Raw genomic sequence first — 21,578 nt, forward strand, 5'->3', positions numbered from 1 at the left:
GAAGCCCTTTCAAAAGCGAAGAGAAGTTTACTTGCCCGTGCCCGCGGTGAGTCCGTCCTGCAGCGCGCGCTGGCCGAACATGAACACCACCAGCGCGGGAATCATGGAGAGGACCACACCGGCGAGCACCACGGAGATGCTTCCTGTACCGAGGTTGCCCTGGAGGGAGACCAGGCCCAGCGGCAGCGTGAAGTTCTGCTCCGAGATGGTCATGATGAGTGGCCGGAAGAACTCGTTCCAGTGGAAGTTGAACGCGAGGATGCCCACGATCGCCAGGCCCGGCATGGCCAGCGGCGCGTATACGGAGCGGAAGGTCCGCCACGGCGAAGCGCCGTCGATCGCAGCCGCTTCAGCGAGCTCACCCGGCAACCCCATGAAGTACTGGCGCATCAGGAAGGTGCCGAACGCCGTCGGGATGGCCGGAATGATCAGCGCGAGCAGCGTGTCGGAAAGCCCAACGCCGCGGATGAGCATGAACACGGGCACGATCGTCACCTGCGCGGGCACCATCATGGTGGCCAGCACAATCGAGAACAGGGCACCGCGACCCCTGAAACGCAGGTGCGCGAAGGCATAGCCGGCCAGCGCCGCCGTCACCATCTGTCCGACGGCGATCAGCCCGGTCACCAGGGCGCTGTTCACCACCAGCAGCACGATGTTGAGTTGCTTGAAGACCTGCGTGTAGGAGGTGAGGTCCGGGTTCAGCGGCAGGAACGCGGGCGGCAGTTTGAAGGATTCCGACGGCGGCCGCAGCGAGGTGGACAGCGTCCACAACACAGGACCCAGGACAAAGACGGACGCTATCAGGAGGATGATGATGCGGCCGGCCACTGACCAGTCCCGCTTCTTCCGAGTGACTACAGGCGCCGTGGTGGTGACACGTTCTTGAATGGTGGTCATGGCAGGCCTCACTGGTAGAAGACGAATCGTTTGCTGAGCCGGAACTGCGCGGCGGTGATGGCCATGATGATGAGCGTTAGGATCACGCCGATCGCGGACGCTTGGCCGAACTCGAGTCGCTGGAACGCGGACTCGAAGATCACCATCACCGCCGTTCGCGTCGAGTCGCCGGGCCCACCGCGGGTGAGGACGTAGGGCTGGTCGAACACTTGGAGTGCGTTGATGATGGCCATGACGGAGGCCACCAGGGTGGTGGGACTCAGGAGCGGAAGCGTGACGTAGACATGCTTACGCCATCCGGTTGCGCCATCGATCGACGCGGCCTCGTACGTCTCCACCGGAATGGACGCCAGGCCGCCGATGAACAGCAGGAAAGAGAACCCGAAGTTCTGCCACACGTAAACAAGAATCACGACGGCGGCCGACCCGCCTGGCGTTGTCAGCCACGGTACTGCCGGGATTCCGATCAAGGAGAGCATCCAGTTCACGACGCCGAACTGCTCGTTGAAGAGGTAGCGCATGAAGATCGAGACCGATGCGGCGGACAGGATCAGTGGGAAGAAGAACGCCGAACGGAAGAACACGCGCAGCCAGGCCGGGAGCTTCTCCTGCACCATGATCGCCAGTCCCAACGCCAGTCCCAGCTGCAGCGATACGGCCACCACCACAAACACGATGGTGTTCAGGAACGAGACCCGGACTGTGGGGTCTTGGACTACCTCGGCGAAGTTGTCGAAGCCCACGAATGTCGGTGCAGAGATGATGTCCCATCGGAAGAATGCCAGCGCAATCGAGGCAACGATGGGCAGCAGGGTGAAGATGCCCATGCCCACGATGGTTGGTGCAAGGAAAGCCCACGGCAGCCAGCGTTGCTGCACGCGCCCGCGCTTGGATGGCTGGCTGTGTTTGTGCGCTACTTTTCGTCCTGGTTCGCGTCCCGTTCCAGTGGGCGTACTGGTTGCGGTGCTCATGGCTGCCTCCTCAAGGCAAGTTCAAGGTCGCGCTGCATGGAGCTGAGCGCGTCTTTGAGTTGTCGCTCGTCGCCGCTGACGGCCAGGCTGACGTTTTTCATCAGGGCGGTTTCGACGGCGGCCTGTTGGGGTGGCGCTGGAATGGGACCTGAGGTGGGGAAACGGTCCAGGGTGTCGTAGAAGACTTTCCAGTTCCGGGGGCCGGTTCCCGCGTAGAGCTCTTGGTTGACCATGGAGCGCCGGGCCGGAGTGGTGTTCGGGGTAGGGAACACGATCTGCATGGCTTCGAGGCTTGAGCTGAACTTCACCCATTCCCAGGCCGCGTCCTTGTCCTTGGCGGTCTTCATGATCGCGTAGCCAGCCGTGCCGAACTGGTGCCGTTGGGTCCGCCATTTCGGGAAGAACTGGACGTCGAAGTCATTCTCGGTCATTCCCGCTTCATGGAGACCTTGCACCCAGTAGCCGCCTGCCGGCGTCGTACCTATCCTGTTGGAGGCGAAGAGGCCGATCAGCGCGCCGCCGCCGCCTTCTTCCGGCCGCACACCGAGTCCGTCCTTGACCAGCCCGCGGAGGTAGTCGAAGGATTCGAAGACCCGGGGGTCGTCGGCGTTGGGTTCGAGCCATTGGTAACCGCCGGAGCGGAGGCTCCGGGTGGGGTCGTTGGCGTAGAAGCCGTCCCAGAGCCACTCGCCGCCCGCAGACTTGGTTTCCTTGAGGAAGCTGGTGTCGTTGGCGTAGAGCCATGGCACCACTCCGCCGAAGAGACGGTTGGTCCAGTAGTACGGAGTGAAGTCTGCTGGTTTAGCCTTCTTCATGGCGGCGAGGGTGCTGCGGAAGTCGGTATGCGTCCAATTGTCGGCCGGCCGTTCGAGACCTGCGGCGGCGAGCGAGGCGGTGTTGTAGTACATGTTGGCGGCGTTCCAGTCGATGGGGAGCTGGAAAAGGCTGCCCTTGTACATGAACGCTTCCACCAGGCTGGGGTGGACGTCCTGGAAGTACTCCTTCATGTCCGCGGCGTCGCGCCGCAGGTACTCGTCCAGCGGATGGGCCAGCTTTTCCGCGAACAGCTGGGCGCCTTCGGTGGCCACATAGACAACGTCCGGTGGGGTGCCCGCTGCCACCATGGTGAGGATCTTGGTGAAGAAGTCCTTCCAGTCCACGGCCTGGATGGCTTGGACCTTGACCTTGATTTCGGGGTGGACTTTGGCGAAGGCGTCGATGACCTTCTGGCGGGCTGCGGCGTCTGCGGCGGTGCCCATAATGGCGATGCTGAGGCTGTTGTCTCCCCTGCCCGGAATGTCTGCTCCGGTGAGTCGCGGCCACGACGCCGCGGTGACTCCAACAATCCCGGCGCCGAGGGCTGTGAGGGCACTTCTGCGTGTGAATTGACGCAAAGCCCCATTGGTTCCCGACATGTAGATTCCCTTTCCTAACACGTGTTAGGAACAATACGACTGCCACCTAACACGTGTCAAGCGTCACAGGTATGTTGCAGAGGCCTCACCTCGTACGCCGCGCCGGAGAACTCTTCACATGAGGCGTCCAGCGAATTGTGGCAGTCTTGAGAGAATGAGTTCCCAGCAATTCCGCACCAGCGGGAGGTCGAGCAAACGGCCGATTCAAGCACGCGATGCCGGCGTCGGCACAGGATTCCTTTTCATCCTGGCCACCATCGCCAGTGTGGTGGGCCTGGCCGCGACGTATTACTTCTTCGTGCGCACCACCATGGGCCAGTTCATTGACGAATCCGCCTTGGTGGAAGCAACCGAGCTGGGTGGAACCGCCGGTCGCGCTTCTACCAGCCTCCTGGACATGCTCCCCATGCTCTCCCTGGCCATTGCTACCCTTATGGTCGTTTTCGTTACGGTGGCCCGACGACGGTGGACCGCAGCGGGGATCGCCGTAGCAGCCTGCATCGGCGCCAACGCGGCCACCCAGATCCTCAAATTCCTCATTCCGGACAGGCCCGACCGCGGAGTCCAGACACTGGAACTCAACTCGCTCCCTTCCGGCCACACCACCCTTGCCGCCTCCGCCGCGGCCGCCGTCTTCCTCATGGTGTCACCCCGCTGGCGCCCGCTGGCCGGTTTCCTGGGCAGCACCTTCGCAGTAGCCACCGGAGTCTCGACGCTCATCAACCAATGGCATCGCCCGGCCGACGTCGTCGCCGCCTTCCTGGTAGTGGGCGCCGTAATGCTCCCGGCGGGTTGGCTCATTCTCCGGACCGGCAGCAGCTGGAACGTGTGGAAAGGATACGGCGAACACTGGGCAGCGTCCCGCATGTGGGTATGGCTCACGGTCGCCGCCCTGCTGATCGCCATCGCGGTGGCCGGTTACTCCTTGCTGCAGGTCATGCCTGGCTTGAGCGCCGACAGCACCATCGACTACTTCTGGGCAGGCACAGCGTTCATCGTGATCGCCGGTTACCTCTCAGCCCTGGGCGGCACTTGGCTGTTCGGCCTGGCGGCTCGCAAGGCCTAGCCCCTCCCCCTGGCCTGCTCGCGAATGAAAAGCCGGTCGTCATCGGTAAGAACCGTGCCGCCGTGGCTGTCCACGGCACTGTCTTCACCCGTCTGCTGCGTGATGATTGCAGTGACAGTCCGCGGAACGATCATGCTTCCGGGGTTGTCGATGAGCCATTGCTGGGTTTCCGGAGAAAGCTGATTCCAAAATTCTCTGATGTGCATAGCAATCAGCGCTGCCCTTCATTGGTGGGGTTTCTGGATTGCGCCATGAGCGCGGGAGAAGATACTCGGTAATTCGGGGCGTTATTACGTCTTAAGGCTACGCCGGGCCATGCCCATCCCGACCCGGCAGGTGCAAAGGTTTCTGATGATGACGTCGACGAAGCGGCCGACGTGGGTTACAGTTAGTCCAATCGATGGACAAACAGTGGCACATCCTAGGAGCACTCATGTCATCCACCCTCAGGCCCCGAGCCGACCGCGGCTCTGCCCGCACTGCCGCCCCGGCTTCCCGCGACTTGGTTGTCGACCTCATCAGGGTCGCCTGCATGTTCGCCGTAGTGGCCGTCCACCTCCTCATGATGGGCATCAGCGTGGACGGGTCCGGCATTGGCGTCGAAAATCCGTTGACGTCCCTGAGCTGGTTCGCCCAAGGGACATGGTTCGGTCAAGTCATGCCGCTCTTCTTCGTGGTGGGCGGCTTCGCGTCGCTGACTTCCTGGCGGAGCCTGCAGCGCCGCGGCGGTGACGCCGGTGACTACCTCCGCAACCGGGTGCTGCGGCTGGTCCGCCCAACGGTTGCCTTGTACGCGTTCCTCGCCGTTGCGCTTTGGAGTGCGACGGCGGCTGGCGTCCCGGGCGATCTGCTCACGGTTATCGCGGTGGGCGCCGGAGTTCAATTGTGGTTCCTGGCCGCGTACCTGATCTGCCAGGCAATGGTGCCAACAATGGCCAAACTTCACGGCCGGGCACCGTACCGGACCGTCGCGGCGCTGGCTGCGGGCGCCGTCGTCGTCGATGTCTTTCGCCTGGGCTTGGAGCACAATCCCTGGGGCTTCGACTCAAACCCGATCGGGCTCCTGAACATGGTGTTCGTTTGGGGTCTGCTGCAACAACTTGGGTTCTTCTATGCGGACGGATTCTTTGACCGGTTCGCGCGCTGGAAGCTGGTTGTGGGTGCTGTGGCCTGTTACCTTGCGTTGGTTCCGCTGACCCACGGCGGCCCGTACCCGGTGGACATGCTGACCAACCAAAACCCTCCGATGTTCCCGCTGATCCTGGTGGGACTGGCTCATGTCCTGTTGGTCAAGGCCGTGTACCGCGTTTTGCAGCGGTGCGTGAGGGTCGGTTGGGTGCAGAAGACCATGTTTGTGGTCGGCAGCCGGGCCATGACGATCTACCTGTGGCATCTCCCGCTGATCATCGCGATGTTTGGAATCGCGCTGCTCCTCCGGCTGCCGTTCCCTGAGCCGGCTAGTGCCGAGTGGTGGCTGAGCCGTCCCCTGTTCTACGTGGCTGCATGGGTGCTGGTGCTCCTGGTGTCCACACCGCTGGTCCGGCTGGAGCTTGCCAGCACCGCGCTGACCCCTGGTGCCGCCCGGCCCGCGATGTGGCGCATCCTGACGGGGACCGTGCTGGCGATCATCCCGCCCTTCGTGGTGATGCGGATTGGACTGGATACAGCCAACGCAACGTGGGGCCTGGTGCTGCTGGTGGTTGCAGTGGCTCTTGTGACTGGCAAGGTCCCTGACCGGGCGTGGAAGACGCCTGCCCCTGTGGCTTCCTGACCTTCTTTGGACGCCAAACGGCCGCAGAGCAACCTTGCGAGGTTGTTCTGCGGCCGTTGTCTGTTCAAACAAGGTCAGGACGACGCAACTGTCAGGTGGCTGGACCCGCTGGTGCTGTGTCCACGACACGGCGCTTCACGTCCCTGCGCGTGGTTTCAGCTTGAAAACCGGACGCCCTGAGTCCGGCCGGCCAATCGCCACGGCACGTCGCCAGATGCTCGAAGCACTCCCTTATCAGCTCTTTAGGCGGGGGAATGTGACCGTCGCCGGTGTCAGGTCCCCACCGGTCCATCAGCATGTAGAGATTGTCTGAAGCGCCCACAGCGTCCACAAGCGGCAGCTGGTGCTTCTGGACGTGGAACCAGTCTTTGGCATTCTGAATGAGGGCTACGGTGTGGCTGAAGCCGGCCGAGTAGGCCGGAATCAGGTCATGAGCGACGCTCGCGGGCAACTCGGACATATTCTGCCCCTCCATCTCCCAGGCGTGGGTCATGTACCGTTCAACAGCCCCGGAGTAAAACTTGGATATCGAGGTTTGAGGATTGACTGCGAGCGCGAGCGACGTCGGGAAGAACCTCGATATGGCAAGGCTGGCATATCCCCCAGCGGAGCTGCCAAAGAACACCACGTTGTACCCACCGGTCGCCCTCAGAATGCGTCTAACGACGTCAGCCAGGGTTTCCTGGAGGTCCGGCTGTTCCTTCGATCCCGCGTACCACGCGAGGTTGAAATCAGTTGATTTCCTTAGGCTGGGGTCAGAGATAAAGACACGGTTGACCGGCAGGCCAGCCGTCACGCCTTGGCCTAGGAACCAAGGCAACCGAACGTCCTTCTCAGCTGCCCCGTGGAAACACACCAGAGTGGTATCCGAGTCGGCGGGAACGTTCAAGACCTCGATTGGCAGGCCCTGGTGCTGGATCTCGATCCGCCCTGCAGGAACCTCTTCTGCGGACAAGAACTCTTGAAGGTCCGAGAAGGTAGCAGGCGGGGGCGTTTCAGCGGCTGGGTTTTCTGGCACCCCGGTAGTCTAGCCGTGACATCCGTTCAGTCCTGAATCTGTTCGAAGCTGGATGTCCTTAGTAGTTCCTGCGGTGCTTGAGTCGGGGAATTGCGACGGCGAACACCACCGCCGCTGCGAACCCCAGTACTCCGGTGGCCCAGACGCCGGCGGAAAGCGAGATCGCAGCCGTCAACCCGGACAGCAGCACCGGTCCCCCTGTTGCCCCGGAATCTGCAATGAACCTCCAAATGCCAAGGAAATGGCTGCGCCCATTGTCCGGTGAGAAGTCGGCACCCAATGTCATGATCAGTCCCGAACTGATGCCGTTGCCGAACCCAATCAGCAGGGCAGCCAGCAACAGGGAAACAAATCCGCCTGTGAAAGGGATCAATATGAGGGCTACACCCATGATCAGCGTGGAGGGGACAGCAACCCACTGCCTACCCTTCCTGTCCATGAGCTTTCCAGCCGGGTAGAACACCAGCATGTCGATCGCCCCGGAAAGGCCGAAGAGCAACGACGCGTGTGTGGCATCGAGCCCCAAGTGATCCGCCCACAAAGGGATGACCACTTGTCGTGATGCCCTCAACGCGCTGAGCAGGAGAATCCCGAATCCGACAGTCAGGAACACTCCCGCGTGCGAAACCGCGACGCTCCGTAACGTCGACGCCGGAGGGCGGGGACCGCCGTCGGACGTTTCAGGGGCGACCAGATCCGGGATGGTGAGCGACAAGGCCGCGGCGGCCATCATGCCCGCGAAGCCCACCCAGTAGGCCCCGCTGATGCCGGCAAACTGCATCACCCCGGCGCCGACGAAAGGCCCGATGAAGATGCCAATCCTGGTCACGCCGCCCAGGGTGGAGAGGGCTCGTGCCCGGAAGATGACCGGCACGGCTTCGGTGAGGAACTTTTGCCGGGCGAGGTTGAAGACGCTCGCCGACATACCCAGCAAGGTCATGGACACTGCCAACAACCACAGGCCGTTCTCCACCTGCGGCGCGAAGGCTGAAGCGCCCAGGGCAATGGCGCCCAAAGCGCCGGCGCCTACGATGGACCAACGTTCGCCGAACTTCTCCGTGATGATCGACGCCGGGATGTTGAAAAGCCAGGAGCCTATACCGATGAGCGTCACTACCAACGCCGATACTGCAACGGAAGCGCCGAGGTCGCGCGCCGAGAGGGCGATGACCGGAAGGACCGCACCTTCTCCTATACAAAACAGCAGCGCGGGCCCGAAGGCCGGGAGTGCGATGCTGCGCAGGCTGAAAGCTTGGTTTGTCTGGGTCTCGGTCATCCCTTTCATCCTAGGACTGCGGTAGCCGCAAGCAGGGTCAGCATGACGTTTCGCAATGCACGCACCAATGCCATTGCACACTGACCAGCGCGCAGGTGTTGCGGTTCCGGGCTCCGGAACCGCAACACCCACATGCGAAGCGGGATCGTCCGAAACTACCGGCGGCTGGCTACTGCCTTCCGACGGCTGGCTGCTGCCAGGAACAGGCCCAGTAGGAGCATGGCTCCCGCCCACAGAACGAAGGTTTCGTTCAGCCCCGTCGTAGCCAGGGCGCTGGAGCCCTCGACGGCGGCCGAAGCAGCTGTGGTTGTCGCGCCCTTAGTCGCACCAGCGGCTACAACGGTGCCGGCTTGGGTGCCAGCGGTCGTAGCGCTCCCGGTGGTGATGAGACCCGCGGTGTTGATGCCCGTTGTCGGAGTGCTCGTATTGTTCTCGCCACCGTTATCAAGGCCACCGCCGGTCGGCGGGGTCACAACCGGAGGGGTCACAACAGGAGGCGTGACAACCGGAGGAGTCACAACCGGAGGAGTCACGACGGGCGGGGTAACAACTGGAGGCGTGACAACCGGAGGGGTGACCGTGCCTACCGAACCGCCCCCAACGCCCACCGAGGTGGAACCAGTGCTGATGGGAGCCGTGATGGGGATGATCAGCTGAGTGCCCGAACCGATGCCCCCAGAACCATTGGTGGTACCGCCGGTGGTCGTGCCCGGCACGGTCCCACCTGTAGTGCCCGTACCCGTGGCTGAAGAATCACCCAGCACACCAGCCGACGTCGAACCCAAGCTCACCGGAACCGTAATCGGAGCAACAACCTGAGTGCCCGAACCGATGCCCCCAGAACCATTGGTGGTACCGCCGCTGGCCGTGCCCGGCACGGTCCCACCTGTAGTGCCCGTACCCGTGGCTGAAGAATCACCCAGCACACCAGCCGACGTCGAACCCAAGCTCACCGGAGCCGTAATCGGAGCAACAACCTGCGTGCCCGAACCAACACCATCCGAACCACTCGTCGAAGCACCCGACGACGAACCACCAGGCGCAGCGCCAGCAGTGGAACGGGACAAACCGGACGTGGCGGTCGAGTCGCCACCGACACCCACAGCAGTGGCTCCGATGTTAACAGGGACCGATATCGGAGCCACTACCTGAGCGCCGGATGCAAGACTCTCTCCCCCCGACGTTGTTGCCTGCGCTGGCGCTGAAGCTGCCGGCGCAGGAGTTGATGCCGCTGGTGCTGAGGTGGCGGCTGAGTCCCCCAGGACGCCCGCCGACGTCGACCCCACCGTGATGGGAACCGTCACCGGTGCAACCACTTGGGTGCCGGACGCAATCGCGCCGGCTCCGCTGGTACCGGCTGTCGGCGTCGGACTCGTTGCCGCTGCTGGAGCGGCAGGTGTAGCTGAGCTCGTCGCAGTGGAACCCCCCAGCAGACCCACTGACGACGAGCCCAGGTTTATGGGCACCGTGACCGGAGCGACCACTTGGGTTCCGGAACCGATGCTGTTGGAGCCGCTGGTGTTGGCGGCGGGTGTTGCGCCGGAACCTGCAGCGTGTGCCGGCGCGGCTGTCGTGGCTGCTGAGTTTCCCAGCAGTCCCAGCGAGGTGGCGTTGAGGTTTATTGGTGCTATTACGGGCGCTGCCACCTGCGTTCCGGAGAGGACTCCGTCTTTGCCGCTGGTGGTGTCCGCGGCGTTTGCCGCGGTGGCGCCGAGGACGATCATGCCCCCGGCAAAGCATGTGCCGATGAGGCACTTGCGTATGGTCGTGTTCATTGTGATCTTCTCCTGAAGGTCTTGTTCCCAGAGACGTCCGTTGACGGAACGTCCGAATGGCCATCTGCCGCGTAAGTTGGTGCGGCATGGTTGGGGAACTAATCAGGAGAGGAGCCGGGGTCAAAACATACCGGCTCAGGATGCTGCTCATCACCGGCCGCGGAAAGACCAGGGAGAGCGTCAACGGGGATAATCATGGCGTCGTGCAGGAAGGCTGCGGCGGGGCTTGGTGGACCGTTTTGGGAGTTGCTGGATCCGGATCCGCCCACGCCAGCGGGTACCCCTTTGAGGTCAAGCGGCAGATCAGCGGGCCCCTCAGGATGTACAGCGGACTGCTGGACCTCACTTGATGGGACACCACCAGTTGACCCGAGCACTCGGGATATCGACAGCACGGGTGAGACGCCAGCAGCCCCAGGAACAGAAGCACGCACGGGCTGGAGAGTGGGCGCTGATGCTTGGAGCCCCGCCTGTGTTGGGGCAACCGCGGACGGGGAGCCAACGACGTCGGAACTTGGGTTAGTGACGAAAACCGGCGTCACGCTTCCGGCCGGGATTCCTGGCAAAACTGAACCGTCGCCGGTCGGCAGGGGCGGAATGACGGATACGGTGGACGGAACAACGCTGTCCACTGTGTCGACGATCGGTTGAAGAACCGGAGCAGTTACGTCCGTTACGGGTTCCAGCCCGACCGGCTTCAAAAGGTCGTTTACAGGTGGAACGAGCGCCTCAGCTGCGTCGTCAACGTTTCCGGCAATCGGCACAACCACGGCGTCTACGATGTCGCCAGTTGTGTCGGCGGGGACGAGTTGACTGGCCACCGGGATCGTCCCGATGATCCCGTCCGCTGAGGCCCCAGCCTTCTGCACGATAGGCGTCACAGCAGGAACCTGAACGGAAATGGGGTTCGTCGGGATCACCGTTTTGACGGCTGCGGGCAACGGCACATTCGGCACTGGAATGCTGATGGTCGGTGCCGCAGTCTTTGGCGTGGCCGCTTTCGCCGTCGCGCCCGCCGACTTATGAACTTGGGCGGTGGCGCTGTCCACAGTGCCGGTCACCGACGACACAGTGGAGGTTACTCCGCCGACGAGCGAGTGGTTATCAGGAAGGTTTGAATCGGCACTTGCCGCGGTTGCAGAGAGGGCCATCCAAATGGCGGTGCCGGCTCCAGCGACCATGACAGAGCGGAGAATGCTGGTAGCACGCGGAAAAACGCGTGAACCCCTCATCTCGACACCCCCAGGTAGTCGCGAACCAACGGTCGCCTTCATCCTAGGACGGACCTGACCAATTAGTCCATGGCTGGGAGTAAAGAAATCTCAATTATCCGTGGTGGGACACGCACATGATCGCGGCACCAGCACCCAGCGCGCTTAAACATGAAGCGAACTCTTTGACGAATTCGTCAAATCTATTGTTTTAGCCTATTTCTGGGCTGTACCGTGAGCGCAATCGTAAGCACCTTACGAGATCGTGTATGACATTCTGGGGAGATAACTACATGAAACGTTCGCACGTTGCTTTAATGGGGGCATTAGCACTCGCACTTGCCGGGCCGGTCTCGCCGGCTCTTGCAGCCACTACACCAGCTCAGGTAACCACCGGATTTTCCGGTACCGCGTATGGTTCTTACATTTTCAATGCCGACAAGACTCTGACGTCCGGACCAACGGCGAATTCAGGCATCAGTTGCACCGGCGCCACGGGTAAGACGGCCTCGAACACCGCGGCGGCACTTACCGTCCCTGCCGTCGGAAATGTCGGCGCGGCAGGGACCAGTGTCAAAACATTGCTGACGGCCACAGGGAAACGGATCGAAAGCAAATCCACGATCAACGGAACCAACCTGCTAGGTGGGCTGATCACCGCCGGCGCCATCACGTCAGAGAGCTCTGCGGATAAGAATACAGCCGGCGTCTTTACCGGTACGAACACGACAACCATAGCTGATTTGAAGGTTTTGGGTGTCGCGGTTGGGGCCAACCCGGGCGCTAATACGGTGCTCGATCTCTCAGTGCCGTTGGTGGGATCCGTCGGCAAGATCACCTTGAACGGCCAAGACAAGCGCCTGGTCAACGGGGTCTATCAGGTGTCAACCACAGCGCTTCGCGTCGAAGTGCTAAAAGCTGGATTGCCTGGGCTCAAGATTGGGACAGACATCCGTCTTGGAGTGAGCACCGCTAACCTGACGGCGGTCCAGTCGGGCTATCTTTCCGGTACGGGTTATAGCAGCAGGGCGGTCCTTGCCAATGGGCTGCTTAATTCTGGACCCACGGCATTGGCGTACGTCAGGTGCGGAGGGGGAACCACGACTGCAAACGTGGCCGGCATCAACATCCCCGGTTTAGCAACTTCTGGAACCGCCTCCACGACGACCAACGGAGTCCTGACCCCGCAGCCGAAGAGCACTGTAACCAATTCGATTGCAGGACTCAATGTCCTGAATGGGCTAATTCAAGCGGATGCCATCAAGGCTGAGACGAGTGCCGCCCGAGCTGCGGGCGCCGCAACGGCGACGCTGACGGACACATCCACCTTTACCAACTTGAGAATCTCCGGGCTACCGGCCATCAATGCTTCGGTCGCTCCTAACACCGTGGTGCAGGTGGCGGGCCTTGGCCAAGTTACTCTGCACAAGGTCAGCAAATCGTCCAGTACCATCATTGTCACGATGATCGACGTGGTCCTCAGCCAACCCATCGGTGCGTTGCCCACAGGCTCACGAATTCAGATCGGCTACTCCAGCACGGCCGTCGGACTATAGCGCCACATAGGTAACCCAAGCCCGCATATCAACTCAGTCGAACCAACCGAACGGTCCGTCACCAACTGTGGTGACGGACCGTTCGCCTGTTTCGTTCACTAAGTTCCGTGGCCTGTTTAGGAAGGATACGAACCTGTTTGTCCCGGCCCGAAGTCGGGGGTACCTAAAGTGGTACGGCCCGCAGCATTGGTCTCCTGCAGCCGCTTGATGAACCAGCGGGATTGTTCCGGACCATACGGCAGGACGGGTATGGCTTTGGTTGCGTCCGAGGGCATGTCACGAATCGACTGCGTGGCCTGCCGCACGGCGGTGCTCATGGTGTTGGCCATGGTCTTTACGAACTGGTCGCTCGCGGGCTCACCGTGGCCCGGAACCAGATGTTCGTAACGGTGCCGCAGTGCGGAGATGTGCCGCAGGGCGTCCGCCCACTCTTCCGGGTATGAATCCTCGAAAGACGGGTGGGCGCCCTGTTCCACAATGTCGCCAACATACAGCGTCGAGTTGGTGCCTACCAGCAAATCACCATCCGTGTGGGCCCTGCCCAAGTAAAACAGCGTCGCAGTGATCCCACCGAGGTCAACCAGTACGGGCTGGTCGTGAACAAGTGCGTTAGGGACAACGACCTCGACGGCGTCACCCTCCCCTGCTGCCATCTCCGGTTCGTTGGTGGCCACGAAGCGTCGCTGATTATCAGCGCCTTTTTCGATGGCCGCTGCACAGTTGGCGTGCGCCCAGAATTCCGTGACGCCATCATCAGCAAAAACCGCGTTGCCAAAGAAGTGGTCGTAGTGGGCGTGTGTGTTGACAACCACCAATGGGAGTTCGGTCTTTTCGCGGACTGCTGCGAGAATCTCCCGGCCCTGGCGTGGGCCGCAGCCAGTGTCGATGACCATGGCGAGCTCGGAGCCCACCACAAGGCCGGTATTCAGTAACGATCCCTCGGTTTTCAGGACGTAGTTGTCGGGTCCGAGTTCTAGCCAAGCTGACAATTGATTCTCCGTTTACAGTGCAATCCGGCGATGTTCAGGCCTCTACTCTACCCACGGAAAGCTGGGAGCCAGCGGAACAAACGCGCCCGCCGCCTTGATCTACAGAATGACGTTCATGACGTTCCAGCCAGCGCCAACGCGATAGGAGTTGGCAAAGCTGCCCGAGCCCGTGCCGCGGTAAAGCACCAGATCGCCGGATGAGGTACGTCCAAGGACATCCACGTTGCCGTCTCCGTCAAAGTCGCCCGGACCTTCAATTGCAGTGATGCCGTTCCAACCCCAACCTATCTGCTTGGAAGGAAGCCAGCCGCCCGAGCCATTGCCGGGATAGAGGAAAAGCCCACCAGAGGAGTTGCGGGCAATGATGTCAGCGTTTCCGTCACCGTTGAAGTCGCCAACGCCGTCAATAGCAGTCATCACGTCCCAGCCCCATCCAATCTGCTGGGCCGGAAGCCATCCACCCAGCCCGTTGCCGGGGTACAACCACAAAACGCCGTTGGTGGCGCGGGCAATGATGTCAGTGTTTCCGTCTCCATTGAAGTCGCCTGGCGCCTCGATGGCGGTCATGACGTTCCAGCCGGAACCGATCTGCTGGGCCGGAAGCCATCCACCCGCACCGTCACCGGGGTACAACCACAACACACCGTTGCTGGCGCGGGCAATAACGTCGCTCATACCGTCACCGTTGAAGTCGCCGGCCATCTCAATGGCTGTCATTCCATTCCATCCGGAACCGATCTGGTAAGACTGTCGCCAGCCACCGGAGCCGTTGCCCTGGTAGAGCCATAATGCGCCGTCGAGGGAACGAGCCAAGACGTCAGCGGTCCCGTCACCATCAAAGTCATTGTTCTTTTTTCCCGCACCGGGTTTGATAGCGGCACCGGAAGCTTTCAACGCCGCGGTAGCATCGATCAAGCCTGCACCGCAGCCAGCCGGGCATCCTGCAGGGAGGGGCCTGGACGCATTTTTCAGTTGTTGTTCCAGCAGATCCGGAGTCAGTCTGGCGCCTTCAGCGGAATAGAGCAACGCGGCAATACCGGAAACGTGGGGCGCTGCCATCGATGTGCCCTGCATCCACGCATATGCGGGGCCAGCTTGTGTGCTGGTTCCGATGTTGGAGGTGGAAACAATGCCGTCGTGGTAATCGCCGGACATGTTCCCACCCGGTGCGGTGACGTCCACGGTGGTTCCATAGTTGGAATACGGCGCCCTGGCTCCGGACTTGTCACTGGCAGCCACGGTTATCACGTTCTGGCAGTTGGCAGGGCTGTATTCAGCCGCGGGACGGTTGGCGTTGCCAGCGGCAACTACCACGGCAGCTCCGGCGTTATGGGCGAAGTTGATGGCGTTCTGGTAGGTGGCTGAGCAAGCCCTATTACCACCAAGGCTGAGGTTAATGACCTTGGCTGGGTTCGGATTTGTGGGTACACCGGTCACTACCCCGCCCGCAGCCCAGACAATGGAGTCAGCTATGTCAGACGTGTAGCCACCGCAGAAGCTCATGGCCCGCACTGGCAGAATCTTGGCCCCCGGGGCCACACCACTGATGCCTTGACCGTTATTGGCCACCGCAGCGATAGTTCCGGCCACATGGGTGCCGTGCCACGACGAATTGGCTGCGGGGCTGCCAGATTCGCAAACCCCCGCGGGCTCCCAATCCCCCATGTCGGTGGGGTCCGGATCCCTACCGTCCCCGTCACGGGCGTCATCAGCAGCCGAGATCATGTCGTACCCGGGCAGCACATTGCCGTTGAGCTCAGGGTGATTGGTGATCCCGGAATCCACCACGGCTACGACTACGCCTTCACCGTGGTTGTAGTTCCATGCTCCGGGGACCCGGAGGCCCGAGGCGGTATTCCAAAGATTCCACTGGCTGGGATAACCGGGATCTGTGGCGCCGGAGGCCGGGTGCATGATCGCATCAGGTTCTGCGTAAGCGATGCTCGGATCCGAACGCAGCGTCTGAGCGAATGTCTCTGCCGCCGCAGCGGAGAGTTTTTGGCTGAGCTTGATGACATGGCCACCAGTGGCGTTCTCGCGGGAGGTCTCAGTGGCAGCTCCCAGCTTTCCGGCGGCCTTTTCAGCCGCACCGTCAACAGTCGCCTTGGCAGCTTTGGCGGAATTGTTCTTAACGCCAACTATGAATTGATCGGTGCCTGTGTCCGGCTCGGGCTGAAGGACCTGCGGATTGGAGGGAACAGTATCAAAATCGCCTGCGGCGGCGGGCTGGACTGCCAGGCCTCCGCAGATCAGCAGCGAGGCTACGGTTAAACCGGCAGCTCGCAAGGTGTGCTTTCGGGCGTCGAGGACCATAATGGGGGCTTCCTTGGGACATCGCGCCAGAGTCGATTCTGAGCGCGGCAACTGGAGACCACCAGCTGACCCCCAGGTAATTGTAAAGGGCGACGTTTGGTGCGGCATTGCAACGCACCGATTGTGACATCGGAAATAACGAAGCAAGGCCCCGACCGTCAGATCGGGACCTTGCCAGGATGAGCCCAAGGACTTACATATCCGCGAGCGCTCCACCCGGGTTCTCGATGGCGTCTGCCACGTATCGGAGGAAGCCGGCAGCGGTTTCGCCGTCGCATACGCGGTGGTCGAACGCGAGGGTCAGCTCGGTAACCTTGCGGACGGCCAACTCGCCATTGACTACCCAGGGCTTGTCGATGATGCGGCCCACGCCGAGCATTGCGACTTCGGGGTAGTTGATGATCGCAGCCGATCCGTCAACCCCGAACACGCCGTAATTATTGAGCGTGAAGGTGCCAGAGCCCAGCTCAGTGGGCGTTGCTTTTCCTTCACGCGCGACGGCGGTCAGGCGGCGGATCTCCGCGTCCAGTTCACGGGCACTAAGCTCATGCGCATTTCGAACCGAGGGAACCACGAGTCCGCGGTCCGTTTGTGCTGCGAAGCCAAGGTTGATCCCTTCGAAGCCAACGATCTCCTGGGACCCGTCGGCAGCCGTCTCAAAGCGCGTGTTCAGGGCCGGGTACTTTTTTAACCCAGCCGTGACAAAACGGGCAATGAAAGCCAGCAGGCCAGGAGTGTCGTGCGGCGCACGCTTCTTGAGCTCGGACCGCATGTCCAGCAGTGCCGTGGCGTCGACGTCCACCCAGACGGTAGCCTCGGGGATTTCGGAGCGGCTGCGGGTCATGTTCGCGGCAACGGCTTTCCGAACGCCGCGAACGGGGGTCCTGGCCGAAACACGGAGGCCAGTTCGTCCGTCGACGGAACCCTCGGCAGAGCCGGCCACCACGGAAACTGGCGGCGCGGCCGAGGCAGCAGGAGCGGTCGGAGCTTCCGGCGCGGTGATGGCGGCCTCTACGTCCCGGCGCATGATCAGGCCGCTGGCGCCTGAGCCTTCGATGGCATCGAGCGAGACGCCATGGTCACGCGCCATCTTTCGTACCAGGGGCGAGATGACCGCGCTGAGCTTGCCGGGGATGCGCGTTCCGGAAATGGAGGGTTCAAGCGTGGGCATAGCGATGGGCTCGGCCACGCTATCGACGACAGCGACGCTTGCTTTGCGGGGACGGGTACGCCCTCCGGTGGCCCCACCCGGAGTGCCGTAACCGATCAGAACATTGCCCGAGCCAGCCTTCTCCTCGGTCCTGTACGTCTCGGCAGCCGCCTCAACCTCGGGCGATGTCGCAACACCTGTTGATACGGCATCGTCTGTGGCTGATGGAGTTTCCGGCGCAGCTTGAGCGGCACCGGCGCGGGCGATCGAGATCAGCGGCTTGCCGACGTCGAGCGTCTCACCGGCCTGGCCGTGAAGTTCGGCGACGGTGCCCGCGTAAGGTGAGGGCACCTCCACCATGGACTTGGCGGTTTCGACCTCGGCGATGGGCTGGTCCACCTTGATCTCGTCACCGACGGCGACGAGCCAGTTCACGAGTTCAGCCTCGGTGAGGCCCTCCCCCAGGTCCGGCAGCCGGAATACCTGCATATCTGAGCTCATGGTTAGTCCTCCCATTGAAGGTCGTCGACGGCGTCGAGGATGCGGTCGACACTCGGCAGGTAATAGTGCTCCAGCTTGGGAGACGGGAACGGTACGTCGAAGCCGGTCACGCGGAGAATGGGGGCAGCAAGGTAATGGAAAGCTCGCTCCTGCACACGAGCCACAATCTCCGAAGACACGGACGCAAACCCATGCGCTTCAGCAATAACGACGGCGCGCCCAGTCTTGCGCACGGAAGCGCAGACAGTCTCGTCGTCGAAAGGGACGAGGGTGCGGACGTCGATCACCTCGAGCGAGCGGCCTTCCTCAGCCGCAGCGGCGGCAGCTGCGAGCGCAGTGGGGACAGACGGGCCGTAGGCGATCAACGTTGCATCCGTGCCAGGACGAGCGACAGCCGCACGGCCCTCGGTGGAGGTGCCGGCGTCGTGTTCTGCGCGCAAAGCACCCAAGTCAACCTGGTCCTTGGACCAGTAGAGCTTCTTGGGTTCCATGAACATAACGGGGTCATCGGAGTCGATGGCTTCGCGGAGCATGCGGTAGCCGTCAGCCACGGTGGCTGGCGTGTAGACCTTGAGGCCGGCCGTGTGGGCGTAGTAGGACTCGGAGGAGTCGCAGTGGTGCTCCACTCCCCCGATGCCGCCGGCGTATGGCACGCGGATGACCATGGGCATCTTGAGCTTGCCCTTGGTGCGGTTGTGCATTTTGGCCACGTGGCTGACGATCTGCTCGAACGCGGGGTAGGCGAAGGCGTCGAACTGCATCTCGATGACGGGACGCATTCCGTTGATGGCCATTCCCACCGCCATGCCAACAATGCCCGACTCGGCGAGTGGGGTGTCGAAGCAGCGCTGCTCACCGAACTCCGCCATGAGTCCGTCGGTGATGCGGAAGACTCCGCCGAGCATTCCTACGTCCTCACCGAAAACCAGGACTGAGGGGTCCGCGCGCATGGCGTCCGCCATGGCTGTGTTGAGGGCCTTGGCCATGGTGAGGCTCTGCGGACCAGTCGCCTCGGCGGTTGCTGCTGCAGAAGCGGCCGCGCTGGCGGTTGCCGCGCTCACGTTGGCGGTGGTGGTGCCGGTGACAGCAGTGGTGACGGTCATTTTGCGCTCTCCTCACGGGCGAGTTCGCCGGCGAGCAGCTCGGACTGCTCCTTCAGCTGCGGGGTGGGCTTGGCGAATACGTACTTGAAGAGGTCCAACGGCTGGACCGGGACATCCTCACCCAGGCCTTCGCGGAGCTGGGTGGCTACTGCTTCGGCGTGTTCAGCGATCTTGTGGTTCGCTGCATCATCCAGCAAGCCTTTATCCGTAAGGTACGACTTCATGCGCGCCAGCGGGTCCTTCGCCTGCCATTCGGCGACCTCGCTGTCCGGGCGGTAGCGGGTGGCGTCGTCGGCGTTGGTGTGCGCCTGCATGCGGTAGGTGTGGGCCTCGATCAGCAGCGGGCCCGAGCCTTCGCGGGCAAGCTTCACCGCCCGGTCCATGACTGCGAGCAGGGCGACGAGGTCGTTGCCATCAACCCGCTCACCGGCCATGCCGTAACCCACGGCCTTGTGCGCCAGCGACGGCGCCACAGACTGGTGGCTGAGGGGCACAGAGATGGCGTATTTGTTGTTCTGCACGAAGAAGATGACGGGCAGGTGGAAGACGGCGGCGAAGTTCAGGGCCTCGTGGAAATCGCCTTCGCTGGTGGCGCCGTCACCGCACATGGCCATCACCACGGTGTCCTCACCGCGCAGCTTGGCAGCATGCGCGACGCCGACGGCGTGCAGCAGTTGCGTGGTCAGCGGCGTGCACTGGATGCCCACCTTGTGCTCTTTGGGGTCATACCCGCCGTGCCAGTCGCCGCGGAAGATGGTCATGACCTCAACGGGATCCACCCCACGGGTCATGACGGCGACGGCGTCGCGGTAGGTCGGGAACAGCCAGTCACCTTCGCTGAGGCACATGGCGGCTGCAACCTGGCAGGCTTCCTGACCGTGGCTCGAGGGGTAGACGGCCATACGGCCCTGCCGGACGAGCGCGGAGTTCTGGTCATTCACGCGGCGTCCAACTACCAGCTGCTCATACGCGGCCATGAGGTGGTCATCATTTGGCGTGGGGTACTCGTGGCCAGGTTCGGTACCTTGCTCGTCATGGGAGCGAAGCGTTCCGTCCGGGTTCACCATCTGAATCTGATGCCGGGCAGGGAGCATGTAGTCCTCAACGCTGATGCCGAATTTAGTCCGAACGTCAGCAGCTTGGTCCTCTACAGCCATTTCCGGCGCAGAGTGGTCTGCGTGGATCGTCATTGGTCCGTCCTTCTCTAGCCACTATGTGCTTCCAGTATGTTCCCGAGCGATGTTTCGTATCCAGCTCTCGCCAGAATCATGGAAGAGCTTGTTGAAAGTGGCTATTCTGAAAGACGAATTGCAATTGTGAGCTGGGTAACGTGCCTGTGCTGTAGACGATTTGGAGTGCCATGAGCGAGACCGAGGCGGAGCAGGCCGCCGTACCACTGGACACAGTGGACCGGGACATCATCCGCGAGCTCACCACGGACGGGCGCATGTCCATCACGCAGGTGGCAGAGAATGTGCACATCAGCCGGGCCCACGCCTACTCACGCATCGCACGGCTAACGGGCGAAGGAGTCCTCACAAAATTCACAGCCCTGGTGGATCCCATCAAGGCTGGGTTGCGCTCCTCCGCTTATGTGACACTCAAGGTTCAGCAACACTCGTGGCGCGAACTCAAAGAGGAGCTGCGCGCCATTCCGGAGGTTCATCACATCGCCTTGGTGGGTGGGGACTTTGATGTCATTCTCCTGGTCCGGGCAACCGACAACATCCACCTCCGGCGTGTGATCTTCGACCAGTTGCAGTCCATGGATGGAGTGCTGGATACGCAGACTTTCCTTGTTTTTGAGGATGTTGATACCCGATAACCGATGCCGTGGTCCTCAGCTGGGAGGAAGCGCTCATTTCCGGACCTTAGACTGTCCCCGTGCCCCACAAAACTGCCTCCGCCACGCGTGTCATTGGCATTTTCTTGGCGGCCTGCTTTTTGGCGGCATTGCTCTGGCTGATCGCGGCCTTTCAGTTCTTCTACGATCCGCCCCAAGGCACCCCACATCGAACTGATGCAATTGTCGTTTTGGGCGGCATAAGCACGGAGCGGTTGCCGGTGGCGCAGCGGTTACAGCAAGAGCTGGACATACCTGTCCTGGTTGTTTCCACCACTGGTCTTGCGGGCAATGTGGAAGGCGACGCGTTGTGCGACGAGAACCCTGACGACCCTGATTTGGTGTGCTTCCGACCCTCGCCGCTCAACACGAGGGGCGAAGCGGAAGCCCTACGCTCGTTGATTTCGGAGCGCGGCTGGAAGTCCGTGACGGTGGTGACGTCCGAATACCATCTCATGCGCGCGGGCACATTGATCGAGCAATGCACGCCTGCGGAAATACAGATGGTCGGGTCACGTCCCGACCTTTCTGCGGGCGCCTGGCTGGACCGGTTCGTGGTGGAAACGGGCGGACTCATGGACGTATGGATGCAGCCTGAGTGCTCCTCATAGCCTCAGCATCATAGCCAGAACCACGAGCAAGTCACATGACAAAACTCGTAATTGAGTGACAGCTACCGCAAATGTCTGGTGCTTTCTTTACACGAGTGCGAAAAGAATT

Annotated in this window: 18 protein-coding genes; 5 read left to right on the forward strand and 13 right to left on the reverse strand. The window is 61.9% G+C overall.

Annotated elements, in window-relative coordinates; translation table 11 throughout:
• Positions 1 to 27: 27 nt before the first annotated feature.
• Genes AC5RU9_RS03365 through AC5RU9_RS03375 form a run of 3 tightly spaced genes read right to left on the reverse strand, consistent with a single transcriptional unit; the run spans position 28 to position 3,286 of the window.
• Complete coding sequence (locus tag AC5RU9_RS03365) at positions 28 to 900, reverse strand: carbohydrate ABC transporter permease (RefSeq protein ID WP_211711975.1); 873 nt, start codon at positions 898 to 900, stop codon at positions 28 to 30.
• An 8-nt stretch (positions 901 to 908) separates the two neighbouring features.
• The gene (locus AC5RU9_RS03370) at positions 909 to 1,871 is read right to left on the reverse strand and encodes a carbohydrate ABC transporter permease (RefSeq protein ID WP_211711974.1); all 963 of its coding nucleotides are present in this window, start codon (positions 1,869 to 1,871) and stop codon (positions 909 to 911) included.
• The gene (locus AC5RU9_RS03375; protein WP_211711973.1) at positions 1,868 to 3,286 is read right to left on the reverse strand and encodes an extracellular solute-binding protein; all 1,419 of its coding nucleotides are present in this window, start codon (positions 3,284 to 3,286) and stop codon (positions 1,868 to 1,870) included. Before AC5RU9_RS03375 ends, AC5RU9_RS03370 begins: the two co-directional genes overlap by 4 nt.
• 154 nt (positions 3,287 to 3,440) lie before the next feature.
• Here AC5RU9_RS03375 and AC5RU9_RS03380 point away from each other — a divergent pair, with 154 nt between their 5' ends.
• Positions 3,441 to 4,352: a phosphatase PAP2 family protein gene (locus AC5RU9_RS03380; protein ID WP_211711972.1), complete on the forward strand. Its 912-nt coding sequence runs from the start codon at positions 3,441 to 3,443 to the stop codon at positions 4,350 to 4,352.
• Here AC5RU9_RS03380 and AC5RU9_RS03385 read toward each other — a convergent pair.
• Entirely contained in the window at positions 4,349 to 4,558 is a 210-nt protein-coding gene (locus AC5RU9_RS03385; RefSeq protein WP_211711971.1) for a hypothetical protein, read from the reverse strand. The genes AC5RU9_RS03380 and AC5RU9_RS03385 overlap by 4 nt on opposite strands.
• A gap of 227 nt (positions 4,559 to 4,785) precedes the next feature.
• Here AC5RU9_RS03385 and AC5RU9_RS03390 point away from each other — a divergent pair, with 227 nt between their 5' ends.
• On the forward strand, positions 4,786 to 6,123 hold the full coding sequence (locus AC5RU9_RS03390) for an acyltransferase family protein (RefSeq protein ID WP_494015312.1): 1,338 nt from the start codon (positions 4,786 to 4,788) through the stop codon (positions 6,121 to 6,123).
• A 91-nt stretch (positions 6,124 to 6,214) separates the two neighbouring features.
• Here AC5RU9_RS03390 and AC5RU9_RS03395 read toward each other — a convergent pair whose 3' ends face one another.
• The 4 genes from AC5RU9_RS03395 to AC5RU9_RS03410 form a co-directional block, all read right to left on the reverse strand.
• Complete coding sequence (locus AC5RU9_RS03395; RefSeq protein ID WP_494015313.1) at positions 6,215 to 7,078, reverse strand: hypothetical protein; 864 nt, start codon at positions 7,076 to 7,078, stop codon at positions 6,215 to 6,217.
• Between the two features lie 121 nt (positions 7,079 to 7,199).
• The gene (locus AC5RU9_RS03400; RefSeq protein WP_494015314.1) at positions 7,200 to 8,417 is read right to left on the reverse strand and encodes an MFS transporter; all 1,218 of its coding nucleotides are present in this window, start codon (positions 8,415 to 8,417) and stop codon (positions 7,200 to 7,202) included.
• 155 nt (positions 8,418 to 8,572) lie between these two features.
• Positions 8,573 to 10,192, reverse strand: a complete 1,620-nt coding sequence (locus AC5RU9_RS03405; RefSeq protein WP_494015315.1) for a cell wall anchor protein — start codon at positions 10,190 to 10,192, stop codon at positions 8,573 to 8,575.
• A gap of 98 nt (positions 10,193 to 10,290) precedes the next feature.
• Complete coding sequence (locus AC5RU9_RS03410) at positions 10,291 to 11,373, reverse strand: hypothetical protein (RefSeq protein WP_494015316.1); 1,083 nt, start codon at positions 11,371 to 11,373, stop codon at positions 10,291 to 10,293.
• Positions 11,374 to 11,696: 323 nt separating this feature from the next.
• Between AC5RU9_RS03410 and AC5RU9_RS03415 the strand changes: the two genes are divergently transcribed.
• Entirely contained in the window at positions 11,697 to 12,959 is a 1,263-nt protein-coding gene (locus AC5RU9_RS03415; protein WP_494015317.1) for a choice-of-anchor P family protein, read from the forward strand.
• Positions 12,960 to 13,075: 116 nt separating this feature from the next.
• On the opposite strand, the gene AC5RU9_RS03420 is transcribed toward AC5RU9_RS03415, so the two are convergent.
• The 5 genes from AC5RU9_RS03420 to pdhA all read right to left on the reverse strand — a co-directional run bounded on the left by AC5RU9_RS03420 (position 13,076) and on the right by pdhA (position 20,205).
• Positions 13,076 to 13,948: an MBL fold metallo-hydrolase gene (locus AC5RU9_RS03420; RefSeq protein ID WP_494015318.1), complete on the reverse strand. Its 873-nt coding sequence runs from the start codon at positions 13,946 to 13,948 to the stop codon at positions 13,076 to 13,078.
• Positions 13,949 to 14,047: 99 nt separating this feature from the next.
• A complete protein-coding gene (locus tag AC5RU9_RS03425) occupies positions 14,048 to 16,261 on the reverse strand; it encodes a S8 family serine peptidase (RefSeq protein WP_494015319.1) in 2,214 nt (737 codons plus the stop codon).
• 193 nt (positions 16,262 to 16,454) lie between these two features.
• Entirely contained in the window at positions 16,455 to 17,912 is a 1,458-nt protein-coding gene (locus AC5RU9_RS03430) for a dihydrolipoamide acetyltransferase family protein (protein ID WP_494015320.1), read from the reverse strand.
• 2 nt (positions 17,913 to 17,914) lie between these two features.
• The gene (locus AC5RU9_RS03435; RefSeq protein WP_494015321.1) at positions 17,915 to 19,015 is read right to left on the reverse strand and encodes an alpha-ketoacid dehydrogenase subunit beta; all 1,101 of its coding nucleotides are present in this window, start codon (positions 19,013 to 19,015) and stop codon (positions 17,915 to 17,917) included.
• Positions 19,012 to 20,205, reverse strand: a complete 1,194-nt coding sequence (gene pdhA / locus AC5RU9_RS03440) for a pyruvate dehydrogenase (acetyl-transferring) E1 component subunit alpha (RefSeq protein ID WP_494015322.1) — start codon at positions 20,203 to 20,205, stop codon at positions 19,012 to 19,014. Before pdhA ends, AC5RU9_RS03435 begins: the two co-directional genes overlap by 4 nt.
• Positions 20,206 to 20,375: 170 nt before the next feature.
• On the opposite strand from pdhA, the gene AC5RU9_RS03445 reads away from it, so the two are divergent.
• Complete coding sequence (locus AC5RU9_RS03445) at positions 20,376 to 20,840, forward strand: Lrp/AsnC family transcriptional regulator (RefSeq protein ID WP_211711959.1); 465 nt, start codon at positions 20,376 to 20,378, stop codon at positions 20,838 to 20,840.
• A 59-nt stretch (positions 20,841 to 20,899) separates the two neighbouring features.
• Positions 20,900 to 21,469 carry a YdcF family protein gene (locus AC5RU9_RS03450; RefSeq protein WP_494015323.1) on the forward strand — a complete coding sequence of 190 codons (570 nt, stop codon included), beginning with the start codon at positions 20,900 to 20,902 and terminating at the stop codon, positions 21,467 to 21,469.
• Positions 21,470 to 21,578: the final 109 nt, after the last annotated feature.

This window comes from Arthrobacter sp. B0316-5-4 (assembly GCF_059090325.1).

Bases quoted from the DNA above. Each gene is read 5' to 3' on its own strand.
- AC5RU9_RS03390 (WP_494015312.1), top strand. From the start codon at position 4,786: ATGTCATCCACCCTCAGGCCCCGAGCCGACCGCGGCTCTGCCCGCACT.
- AC5RU9_RS03415 (WP_494015317.1), top strand. From the start codon at position 11,697: ATGAAACGTTCGCACGTTGCTTTAATGGGGGCATTAGCACTCGCACTT.
- AC5RU9_RS03405 (WP_494015315.1), bottom strand. From the start codon at position 10,192: ATGAACACGACCATACGCAAGTGCCTCATCGGCACATGCTTTGCCGGG.
- AC5RU9_RS03445 (WP_211711959.1), top strand. From the start codon at position 20,376: ATGAGCGAGACCGAGGCGGAGCAGGCCGCCGTACCACTGGACACAGTG.
- AC5RU9_RS03380 (WP_211711972.1), top strand. From the start codon at position 3,441: ATGAGTTCCCAGCAATTCCGCACCAGCGGGAGGTCGAGCAAACGGCCG.
- AC5RU9_RS03375 (WP_211711973.1), bottom strand. From the start codon at position 3,286: ATGTCGGGAACCAATGGGGCTTTGCGTCAATTCACACGCAGAAGTGCC.
- AC5RU9_RS03365 (WP_211711975.1), bottom strand. From the start codon at position 900: ATGACCACCATTCAAGAACGTGTCACCACCACGGCGCCTGTAGTCACT.
- AC5RU9_RS03430 (WP_494015320.1), bottom strand. From the start codon at position 17,912: ATGAGCTCAGATATGCAGGTATTCCGGCTGCCGGACCTGGGGGAGGGC.
- AC5RU9_RS03410 (WP_494015316.1), bottom strand. From the start codon at position 11,373: ATGGTCGCTGGAGCCGGCACCGCCATTTGGATGGCCCTCTCTGCAACC.
- AC5RU9_RS03385 (WP_211711971.1), bottom strand. From the start codon at position 4,558: ATGCACATCAGAGAATTTTGGAATCAGCTTTCTCCGGAAACCCAGCAA.
- AC5RU9_RS03400 (WP_494015314.1), bottom strand. From the start codon at position 8,417: ATGACCGAGACCCAGACAAACCAAGCTTTCAGCCTGCGCAGCATCGCA.
- pdhA (WP_494015322.1), bottom strand. From the start codon at position 20,205: ATGACGATCCACGCAGACCACTCTGCGCCGGAAATGGCTGTAGAGGAC.
- AC5RU9_RS03370 (WP_211711974.1), bottom strand. From the start codon at position 1,871: ATGAGCACCGCAACCAGTACGCCCACTGGAACGGGACGCGAACCAGGA.
- AC5RU9_RS03425 (WP_494015319.1), bottom strand. From the start codon at position 16,261: ATGGTCCTCGACGCCCGAAAGCACACCTTGCGAGCTGCCGGTTTAACC.
- AC5RU9_RS03435 (WP_494015321.1), bottom strand. From the start codon at position 19,015: ATGACCGTCACCACTGCTGTCACCGGCACCACCACCGCCAACGTGAGC.